The sequence below is a fragment of the Streptomyces chilikensis genome (assembly GCF_001642695.1).
GTDB classification, from domain to species: Bacteria; Actinomycetota; Actinomycetes; order Streptomycetales; family Streptomycetaceae; genus Streptomyces; species Streptomyces chilikensis.
Map to the genome: position 1 here is coordinate 1 of NZ_LWCC02000028.1, position 9,697 is coordinate 9,697.

The 9,697-nt window shown below is 75.5% G+C and carries 9 protein-coding genes; 1 reads left to right on the forward strand and 8 read right to left on the reverse strand.

What is annotated here, in order from left to right; translation table 11 throughout:
• Positions 1-89: 89 nt before the first annotated feature.
• From A2U95_RS21215 to A2U95_RS33410, 8 genes are all read right to left on the reverse strand, one after another.
• A complete protein-coding gene (locus A2U95_RS21215; protein WP_166025703.1) occupies positions 90-2,744 on the reverse strand; it encodes a SpoIIE family protein phosphatase in 2,655 nt (884 codons plus the stop codon).
• An 83-nt stretch (positions 2,745-2,827) separates the two neighbouring features.
• Positions 2,828-3,331 (reverse strand): FBP domain-containing protein, encoded by a 504-nt coding sequence (locus A2U95_RS21220; protein ID WP_166025705.1) that lies wholly within the window; start codon positions 3,329-3,331, stop codon positions 2,828-2,830.
• A gap of 73 nt (positions 3,332-3,404) precedes the next feature.
• Positions 3,405-4,919 (reverse strand): endo-1,3-alpha-glucanase family glycosylhydrolase, encoded by a 1,515-nt coding sequence (locus tag A2U95_RS21225; protein ID WP_166025708.1) that lies wholly within the window; start codon positions 4,917-4,919, stop codon positions 3,405-3,407.
• A gap of 100 nt (positions 4,920-5,019) precedes the next feature.
• Positions 5,020-6,066: a P1 family peptidase gene (locus A2U95_RS21230; protein ID WP_166025710.1), complete on the reverse strand. Its 1,047-nt coding sequence runs from the start codon at positions 6,064-6,066 to the stop codon at positions 5,020-5,022.
• Positions 6,067-6,127: 61 nt separating this feature from the next.
• Complete coding sequence (locus tag A2U95_RS21235; RefSeq protein WP_166025712.1) at positions 6,128-6,931, reverse strand: GvpL/GvpF family gas vesicle protein; 804 nt, start codon at positions 6,929-6,931, stop codon at positions 6,128-6,130.
• A complete protein-coding gene (locus A2U95_RS21240; RefSeq protein WP_108953034.1) occupies positions 6,928-7,242 on the reverse strand; it encodes a gas vesicle protein K in 315 nt (104 codons plus the stop codon). The genes A2U95_RS21235 and A2U95_RS21240 overlap by 4 nt, the downstream gene beginning before the upstream one ends.
• A gap of 46 nt (positions 7,243-7,288) precedes the next feature.
• The gene (locus A2U95_RS21245) at positions 7,289-8,251 is read right to left on the reverse strand and encodes a gas vesicle protein (RefSeq protein WP_240957507.1); all 963 of its coding nucleotides are present in this window, start codon (positions 8,249-8,251) and stop codon (positions 7,289-7,291) included.
• The gene (locus tag A2U95_RS33410; protein WP_277350958.1) at positions 8,248-8,952 is read right to left on the reverse strand and encodes a gas vesicle protein; all 705 of its coding nucleotides are present in this window, start codon (positions 8,950-8,952) and stop codon (positions 8,248-8,250) included. Before A2U95_RS33410 ends, A2U95_RS21245 begins: the two co-directional genes overlap by 4 nt.
• Positions 8,953-9,094: 142 nt before the next feature.
• Between A2U95_RS33410 and A2U95_RS21255 the strand changes: the two genes are divergently transcribed.
• Complete coding sequence (locus tag A2U95_RS21255; protein WP_166025713.1) at positions 9,095-9,595, forward strand: TspO/MBR family protein; 501 nt, start codon at positions 9,095-9,097, stop codon at positions 9,593-9,595.
• Positions 9,596-9,697 lie beyond the last annotated feature (102 nt).

The window sequence follows — 9,697 nt, forward strand, 5'->3', positions numbered from 1 at the left end:
GGAGGCGGGGCGGCGGGCCCGCCTCCGCGGCACCGGCTCGGCGGCCGGGCCCGCGGCCCACGGTCCGCGGGGATGCCGCCGGCCCGCCGTCAGTACGCGGGCGGGATCGGCCGCAGGGCCAGCATGGCGATGTCGTCCGCCCCGTCCGCCCCCAGTCCGATCAGCAGCTCGTCGCAGAACACGTCCAGCGGTCGCCTCGCCAGGTCCGCCGAGTGGTGCCGCAGCCGTGCCATGGATTCGGCCAGGCCCTCGCCCCGGCGCTCGATGAGCCCGTCGGTGTACAGCAGGACCGTGGACCGGGGCGGCAGGCGGACCTCGCTGACGGGCCGCGGCATGTCGATACCGGTGCCCAGCATCAGTCCGGTGCCGTCCTCCAGGTAGTGGGTCTCCCCGTCCTCGGTGATCAGCAGCGGGGGCAGGTGGCCGGCCGCGGAGTGGACGAATTCCCACGGCCCCTCCACGGGTCCGCGGACCAGGCCGTAGACGCAGGTGGCGGTGGCCTCCCGGTAGAGGGTGTGGTTGGCGAGGTCCAGCCGCCGCACCACCTCGCCGGGCGGCTCCTCCCGGTCGACCCCGATGCCCCGGAGCATCGACCGCAACTGGCTCATGGCGACGGCGGCCGACAGGTCGTGCCCGGCCACGTCACCGATGGTCACCGCCAGGTCGCCGCGGGGCAGCACGAAGCAGTCGTACCAGTCGCCGCCCACCTCGGCGGTGGCCGAGGACGGCACGTACCGCGCGGTGATCCGCAGGTGCGGCAGCCGGGGAAGCACCGGCAGCAGCGAGCGCTGCAGCTGCTCGGCGATGCCGCGGGTCTCCTCGTACATCCGGGCGTTGTCCACGCCCACCGCGATGCCGTGCGCCAGGTCGTCGACGAAGGCGAGGTCCGCCCCGGTGAAGGGCCGGTCGGGGGCGGTGCGCGCCAGGGTGAGGGCGCCCAGCACCTCGCGGCGGGCCCGCAGCGGGGCGACCACCGCGCTGTCGGCGCCCAGCTGGTCGAACAGGGCCCGGTGCCTGGCGTCGAGCGGGCTTCCGATCTGGCCGGGCGGCTCCTCGCCCCCGAGCGTGTGGAGCAGCAGCGGGCCCGCTCCCCGCAGCGCCCGCGCCAGCGGTCCGCGCGCGCTCCCGGAGAACGGCGGGAGGGTGCTCTCGATCCCGTCGGCCGGGCGGCCGTGCCGGTCGCGGCGGACCACGCCCACCCGTTCGCCGGTGCCGTTCGGGCCGAGGAGGTCGATCACGCACCAGTCGGCCAGTCGTCCGGTGAGGATGCGGCAGACCTCGCGCAGCCCCTGGCGGAGGTCGGGGGCGTCGGTGATGGCCCGGCCGGTGTCGACGATCAGCGCCAGCCGCTCCATCGCCTCACCGACCACCGGGGTGCCACGGGCGAGCGCCTGCTCCTCGACGGACGCGAGGGCGGGGCGGACGCCGGGTCCGGCCGGGTACGCCTCCTCGGCCCCGCGGCGGCCGGGCGCGGCGGACGGCTTCTCCCCGGTGCGGGGGATCAGGTGCGCCACGAACATGGTCGTGCCGTCGATCGTGTGCTGGGTCTCGATGAGCAGGCGGATCGGGATCTGCCGGCCGTCGCGGTGCAGCGCGGGCAGGGGCACCGAACGCCCGAGGATGTGGGACCGTCCGGTGATCAGCAGGGAGGAGAACATCTCCGTGTACCGCGGCCGCAGGTGCTCGGGCACGATCGTGAGGAGCGACCGCCCCACCAGCTCCTCCGGGGTCCAGCCGAGCAGCGCGGCGGCGGCGGCGTTCATCGTGACGACCACGCTCTCCTCGGTCGCGGCGACGGTCGGCGTCCTGCTGGCCCGCACCTGGGCCGCGTCCCAGGGAACCATCTCCAGGGGCCCGGGTCTGGGGTCCCTCGGGATCACCGTCCAGGCCGTCGGATGGCCTCCCGCGAGCTGACCGGCGATCTGCCCGAAGAGCCAGCCCCGCAGGGCCCGCACGGCCGGAAGAGCCGGAAGGGCCAGGATCCGCCCCTCGCGCGCCGCCTCCTCCGCCTGTTCGATCACCTTGCGCAGGACCAGCACCGAGAGCCCGGCGTCCGGCGGCACGGGCAGGGTCAGGGACCGGGTGCCGGTCTCGGCGACCGGATGCTCGCTGAGGGCGGCGTCCAGCCAGGCGCTGATCATGTGGTTGACGTCGTTGGCCACGGCCAGGTCCTTGGGCCGCACGCCCAGGTCGTCACCGCCGAGGGCGGCGAGGTTCAGCTCCCGCAGCAGCACGCGCCGGTTCTGGTGGGCCGCCATGAAGAGCGAGTCCGGCAGATCGATCAGCGTCACCATGCGCCGCGGCCCCCGGATGGGGGCGGTGGTGCCCCAGTCGGAGGGTTCCCGCGGTGTGCCCTCGGGGCCGATCTCGGCCCAGATCGTCTTGGCGTCCTCACCGGTCTCCACGCCGAACCGGGTGGCCAGCCGCTGGACCACGGCGAGGCCGTGTCCGGTGGCCGTCATCCGGTGGAACTTCTGCTGGGGCAGCGGCCCCAGGTCGGGACGCTCGTCGCGCACCCTGAGCTCCACCCGGTCCCCGCGGAGCCGGACCGACACCTCGATGCCGGTCCGGGCGTGCAACACCGCGTTGCCGACCAGCTCGCTCACCAGCAGTTCGGCGTTCTCCAGCAGGTGCTCGGCGACCCCGCCGAGCACCTGCCGCACGAGCCTCCTCGCCTCGCCCGCGCTCTCGGGGCGCGGGGGGAGGCGGCGGGAACTCGGCTCGCCGGGAACGATGTCGGACATGTATCCCAGTCTGTGCCATACCGGGCGTCCGTGACGGCAGGCGTCGCCGACCGGCGGCTTCGCGGGCGCTCGGCGGGACGCCGTCAGGCGGTGACCATCCGGAGGAACGCGTCCAGGTTGCCGCGCATCCGGGCGATCTTCCCCTCCAGGCCGATGCTCTCGTCGAAGCCGCGGCCCGCCGAGCTCTCCTTCTTGCCGCGCAGGTAGAGCGAGCAGGCCAGGTCCGAGCAGAGGTACTGGCCGACGGTGTTGCCCTGCCGTCCGGCCTCGCCCGTGCGGCGGGCGGACATGAGCACCACGTCCCCGCGGACGTGGGTGGTCAGGCAGAGCGAGCACAGGGACCGCGCGGTGAAGCCGCGCGCGGCGCCCGCGGTGACCGCCCGCAGGGAGAGGCCGAGCAGCCCGCCGTCCTCCCGCTCGGTGACCAGGTAGGCCCGGTCCGGGGCGCCGGGATCACGCCAGCCGAGGAAGTCGAGGTCGCCCCAGGGCGTCTCCTCGAGGCCACGGGGCAGGCCGAGGCGCTTCGCCTCGCCCTTGGAGCAGTTGACGAAGCTGGAACGGATGTCGGTCTCGGATATCTGTCGCACGACACCGAGGCTAAGACGCCTAATACCTTTAGGTGAAATGATTATTTCTCTAGGCGGCCGCGGAGGGCCGCGGTCAGGGCCGGTCGGCGGGCCGTCCGCCGGTGACCCCGTAGTACTGGAGGTCCTGGACCCGGGGCGCGGCGCTCACGGCGAACCGGGTGGCGGCCTCGGCCACGGTCGCCCGGCCGCGGGTCACCTCCGCGGTGGTGCGGCCGGGGCGCAGCGGCAGCAGTTCGGCCCGGACTCCCCCGCGCACCGTGTACCGCTCGTGGAGGTCGCCGACGGTGACGTCGACGGCCCCGGGGGCGGTCAGGAAGGTGAGCACCTCCACGGTGTCCCGGGCCGGGGCGGAACCGGGACGCAGCCTCATCGGCCGCGGCAGGCCGGCGGGCGCGGCGTGCGGCTGGACGCGGTGGGTGAGGTAGACGGTGTCCCGGACGACGCGCGGCCAGGAGCCGGTCTTGAACCGGGTGAGGTAGTAGGAGCTCAGGTCCAGGTAGGTGTGCCCGTTGTGCAGCGAGGGCGCGAACTGGGTGCTCTCCGAGTAGTCGTTCCAGGTGGTGAGCTGCACCCAGTCGGCGCCGTCCTCGATGGCGTGGTGCCAGCTGCCGCGCAGCGTGGCGGTGTTGCCGGCCTCGTCGTAGACGCCCTGGCTGGGCCGGGCGTCCTGGACGGCGACGGGCTGCATCCACAGCTTGCCGTGCCGCCGGGCCAGCTCGGCGTGCTCGCTGTAGTGGCCGAGGGTGGTGTGGCTGCGGCTGCCCCAGGCGGAGAAGCCGTGGGACAGGGGCGCGAACGCCTCCGCGTGCGAGGTCAGGTCGAGGAGGACCGGGACGAAGGCGGTGCGGGTGTCGTGCCGGGTGCGCAGGATGTCCAGCACCTGCCGCCACCAGCCGGGGGCCTTCTCCTCGGCCTTGAACGGGGAGACCACCAGCCGGCCGTCGTCGAGGCGGTGCGCGTTGGGTGAGGCGCCGAGTTCGGCGAGGGCGCGGGCGAGGGCGGCCGGGCCGGCGTCCAGGGACTTCATGTCCGGCATGAGCATGATGCGGAAGCCCGGATCCACCTCCTGGGCGGCGCGCGTCAGCGTCCGGACCCGCTCCCAGTGGGGGCCTTCGAGGGAGAGCAGGTCGACGCTGAAGCCGTCGATCCCGGCGGCGACGGCGGTGCGGACCTCCTGCCGGTGGTGCGCGGACCGCCAGTCGCCGCCTTCCGGCGCGACGGGGAGCGGGCGGTCGCGCAGCAGGCCGCCGTACTCGGCGTGCTTGCCGTCCTCGCCGTCGGCGGTGAGGTAGTTGCGGGCGTAGTAGTCCTCGTCGGCGGGGCGGTTGTCGAGCGACAGCGGGTAGGGCGTGAAGTAGTGGGCGAACACCAGCCGGTCGCTCGCGCGCAGCCGCTCGGTGGACGGCAGGTCGAACGGCAGGGGGTCGCGCGCGGCGGAGGGGGCCGCGCGGTCGTCCTCGGCGTCGGTGGATCCGCGTCCGGTGCCCGCGGCGAAGGTCAGCAGCAGGACGCCGACGAGTGCGGCGAGCCCGGCCCGCCGCCTTCCCCTGCCCGGCGCGGCGTGCCGCGGTGCGGTGCGGTTCCGCATGAGGCGCCCTCCCCCGGTCGGCGGCCGGACGGGCCGCACGACGCCCAGTCAAGCCGACCGGTCCGGGCGCCCGCAATGCCCCGAAGGGGTCGCTCCGCCGTCACGGCGCTCCGGCCAGGAACTCCAGGAGGGCCCTTCCCGGCAGCGGGTGCAGCACGTCGCCGCGGAGGCCGCGGACCGTCTCCGCCGCCAGCAGCGAGTTGAGCACGGCCTCCTCCACGGCGTCGAGGACGGCGCGGAACAGCGGGTCGAGGTCGGCGTCCGCCGCCGCCCGGGCCGCCCGGCGCGTCCCGAAGGCCAGCCCGTAGTCCCCGCTGCCGTGGCCGAACGACGCGCCGACCCGTCCCAGGGCGTAGACCGCGCGTCGGGCGACGCGGCCCAGCTGGCGGGCGTCCAGCGGCGCGTCGGTGGCGGCCACCACCATGCAGGAGCCGGTGTCCGCCGCCGGGGGCCGGGCCGGAACCCCGACGTCGGCGGGCGTCACCTCGCGTCCCCGGATCCGCAGGGTGCCGCCGAAGTTGGCCTGTACCAGGACGCCCACCACGGCCTCCTCACCGCCCACGGCGACCACCCTCGAGGACGTTCCGACGCCCGCCTTGAAGCCGAGCGCCGTGGTTCCCGTCCCCGCGCCGACGCAGCCCTCGGCCACCGGCCCGGCGGTCGCGCCGTCCAGCGCGGCCCGCACGTGTTCCTCCCGCACCGGGCGGGACCGGATGTCCGAGAGCAGTCCGTCGTTGCACTCCCCCACCACCGGGTTTAGGCTCAGCACCCGCTCGCGGCCCGGCTGTTCCAGCATCCACCCGACCAGCGCGTCGGCGGCCCGGAACGCGGAGAGCGTCGAGGTGAGCAGCACGGGCGTCTCGATCACGCCCAGCTCCGCGATCTGCGTGGCGCCGATCAGCTTGCCGTAGCCGTTGCCCGCGAACATCCCGGCGGGCAGCGGGTGTTCGGGACCGACGCCCTCCGGCACGACGGCCGTGACCCCGCTGTGCACCCGCGGCGGCTCGCTCAGCGTCGTGTGTCCCACCCGCACTCCGCGGACGTCCGTGATCGCGTTGTGGGGTCCGGTGGGGAAGGGCCCGGCCCCGAGGCCGAGCCCGCGGGCGCGGGCGGCGGGGCGGGCGTCGGGCCGGGAGGCGTCGTCCATGCCCGCACGCTATCCCGGCCTCCGTGCCGGGCGGGACGCTCCCTCCCTCCGTGGCCGGGCCTCAGCCGGCGGCGCCCGGGCCCGAGGCCAGTTCCGTCAGTTCCGTGAAGGAGTACGGCGGCCAGGGTCCCAGGAAGCGGACCCGCACGGCGGGGTGGCTGTCCTGGACGTCGGCGAGGACGGTGCCGACGGTCTCGATCTCGCCGGCCGGGACCAGCAGCGCGGCCGACAGCACCTCCGCCTCGCGCGGGTCCCGGACGGTGCGGGTGCGGTCGCGGATGTCCTCGACCACCGCGGCCAGCCGGCGGCGGACGTCGGCGTGGATGCCGTCCGCCAGCCGCTCGGTGGCCTCCTTGCGCAGCCCCTCCAGCTTCTTGGCGAGCAGCCGGCGCATGCCGGGCGAGCGGGTCTGCATCTCGGCCTCCAGGGCGCGGGCCCGCTCGTCGTCGCCGGTGGCGGCCTCGCGGTCCACCGTCAGCTCCACGCGCAGCTCGGCCCGGCCCTCCAGCTCCCGCAGGCGGGCGGCCAGTTCCTCCGCGTGCTCACCGAGCCAGGTGCGCAGCCGCTCCTCGGCGCCGGCGTCCTCGCCGGGGGCGACCAGGACGTTGAAGGTCATCGGCAGCACGGCCCCCGTGCGTTCCCAGACGGCGACCACCGCGCGGTCCTGCTCGACCACCCACCGGCGGACCTTCTCGTCGCCGCCCTCGAAGGGCTCGGGCGGGCCGTCGTGCACCAGGGCGGCCAGGCCCGCGCCGGGAGCGCGCAGCAGCCGCAGGGGACGGCCGTCGAGGCCGGTGACCCCTTCGGCGGGATCGCCGGGGGCGTCCGGCAGCAGGGCGTAGACGTAGAGGGCGCGGTCGCTCATCGTCCCGCCTCCTCCGCCCAGCGCGCCGGGTTGACCAGCTTGTCCACCACGTCGTCCACCACCTCGTCCAGACCCCGGTGGAGGTCGGCCACGGAGGTGGTGATGCCGTGGTCCTCCTTGATCTCCTCCAGCGCCTCGTCCAGTTCGAGCAGGGCGTCGCCGAGGCGTTCGAGTTCCTCCTCGGTGAGGTCGCCGCCCTCCATCCGGCGCAGCGCCTGGCGCTCCAGCGCCTCCTGGATCACCTCGACCAGGGTGAGCACCAGGGCCAGGACTCCGTGCTTGAGACTCTTCTCGTCGACCGTGAGAGCCATGTGTTGTCGTCTCCTTGCCTTGCTGTGCGGCCCGCGAGCCTCGTCCTCAGACCACCGCGCCCGGTGTGCCGGGTGGGTGCGCCGTGCCGGCCGTCCCCTCCGGGGCGGCCGTCGCGTCCAGGGCGGCGGCCCAGCGCCGCGGCTCCTCGGCGGCGAGGGTGACCTCCCCGTGGGAGGCGGTCTCCACCACGACGAGCTGTCCGTCGCCGCCGGGGCTGCGACCGGGCTCGACGCGGGCGCCGAGGATCTCCTCCGGCACGAGGACCAGGCCCGGGCGGGCGTCGAGCGGCGACTTCCACACCAGCCCGGTCGGCCCGAGCCGGCCCTTGCCGCCGCGCCACAACGGGCCGCCGCGGCGCGGCTCCTGGTACCAGAGGTGGCCCTCCAGTCCGCCGGGGGGCGCGCCCTGGGGGGCGGGCGGCAGCGCGGTGAGCGCCGGGTTGAGCGACGACAGCGCGTCGTGCAGGCCGTGCGGGTCGGCGGCGGAGAGCAGCGCGGTCCGCCCGTCGAGGGTGGCCACCCGCAGCCGGGTGCGCTGTTCGCCGCCGACGGTGGTCTCCGTCTCCAGCTGCACGGTGCGCAGGTCGCGGACGCCCGCCTCGAAGAGGACCTCCCGGGGGTCCCGGCGCAGGACCACCAGCCGCTGGTCGGTGAGGTGGACGCCGCCGGGACGCCAGCCGGTGTACACGCCCTCCTCCAGCAGGTGCCCGCCGGACATCCGGGTCACCAGCGTCTCGCCCGCCCGGAGTTCCAGCTCGCGGCGGCCGGCGGAGCGCTCGGCCCAGGCGCGGGTGGACTCGTCCCACTGGCGGAGCATGCCGTACTCCAGCATGGTCTCCATGCCGGCGATGGCGGCGCGCAGGCTGACGCCGATGAGGGGGATGTCCGCCACCGCGACGATGAGGTCGAGGTGGAGCACCGCGCCCTTGTTCAGCAGCACCTCGACCAGGTCGTCGAGCGTGACCCTCGGGTCGCGGGTCGGCTTCATCGGGGGCCGCGGCTGCGTCACTCGGTCCCCTCCTCCTTCCGCTCCTCGCGGGCGGTGCCGGTCTTCCGGCCGGTCGCCTCGCGCGGGGTGCGGGCCGTCCGGGACGTGCTCTTCCGGGCGGTGGTGCTCTTCCGCGCGGTGGTGCTCTTCCGCGCGGTGGTGCTCTTCCGGGGGGCCGCCTGCGCCTTCCGGGCCCGGGGCCGACGCTCCGGTTCCCCGGACTCCGTCTCCCCGGCCTCCCGGTCACCGGTGCCGTCACCGGCGGCCTCGCGGGACAGCGCCTGGGCGCTGCGCCAGCCGCACCAGGGGCACCACTCGTCCAGCAGCTGCCGGGTGGGCACCTTCTTGTCGCACTGCGGGCAGGCCTCCTTCTCCTCCTTGGCCTCGCGCCACGCGGCGGTGTCGGTGTCCGTGCCCGCGGGGAACTCCAGGCCGTACCGGGAGGCCGTCTCGAACGACGCCAGCGCGGCGCGGAGCCGGATGCCGAGGAGTTCGACGCCGGCCACCGAGACCATGATGTCGGCGTTGAGGACGAGGCCCTTGTCGAGGAGGGTCTCCACGACGTGGGCCAGGCTGCCCTCGCCGTCCCGGCGGGGTTCGAGGGCGCGGGCGTTGGCCACGGTGCGGGGCGGCGACGACGTGAAGGAGCCAGGCCAGCGCTCCGGGGCACCCGGTGAGCCGGTCGCCTGACGGGCGGGAAGTCTGGGCTGTTCCTCGTTCATTCCCTACGCGTTACCGGTCCGCCACGCCACACACCTGGGCTCTGCGCCCCCTGCCGGGAGACGACGGTCACCCGGGGCGGCGCGCGTGCGCCCCGTTTCCCGCGTCCGGTCGCATTCCCGGTGGAACGGGTACCCGGTGCGCATGAACATCGTTCGCAGGGGCGCGCGAGGCGCCGTGTCCGACCGGTGGCCGTACCTGGCCGCCGGTGCCGCGGTGGGTCTGAGCGCCTGGGTGGGTGCCCGGGCCGCGGGCCCGTCCGACGACTGGTACGCCGAGCTGGACAAACCGTCCTGGCAGCCGCCGGCCAAGGCCTTCCCGGCGGTGTGGACGCCGCTGTACGCGACGATCGCGTGGAGTGCCGGGCGCGCCCTGAGCCGTGCGGGCGGCCGGGAGCGGCGGGCCCTGGCCACCGGCTTCGGCGTGAACCTGGCCCTGAACTCCGCCTGGACGTGGCTGTTCTTCGCCCGGCGCAGCCCGTCGGACGGCGTGTGGGGCGCGCTGCTGCTGGACGCGAGCAACCTCCAGTTGATCCGCCGCGTGGCGCGCGGCGACCGGACGGCCGCCGCGGCACTGGCGCCGTACGCCGGATGGTGCCTGTTCGCCACCGCCCTCAGCGCGTCCATCGCGCGCCGGAACCGCTGACCGGGACGCCGCCCGGCGCCTCACCGCCCGGGCGGCGGGGGCCCGGTGGTCGCGCCCCGCGCGGCCCGCGCGACCGCGTGCGGGGGCGGGGCCTCGGGGGCG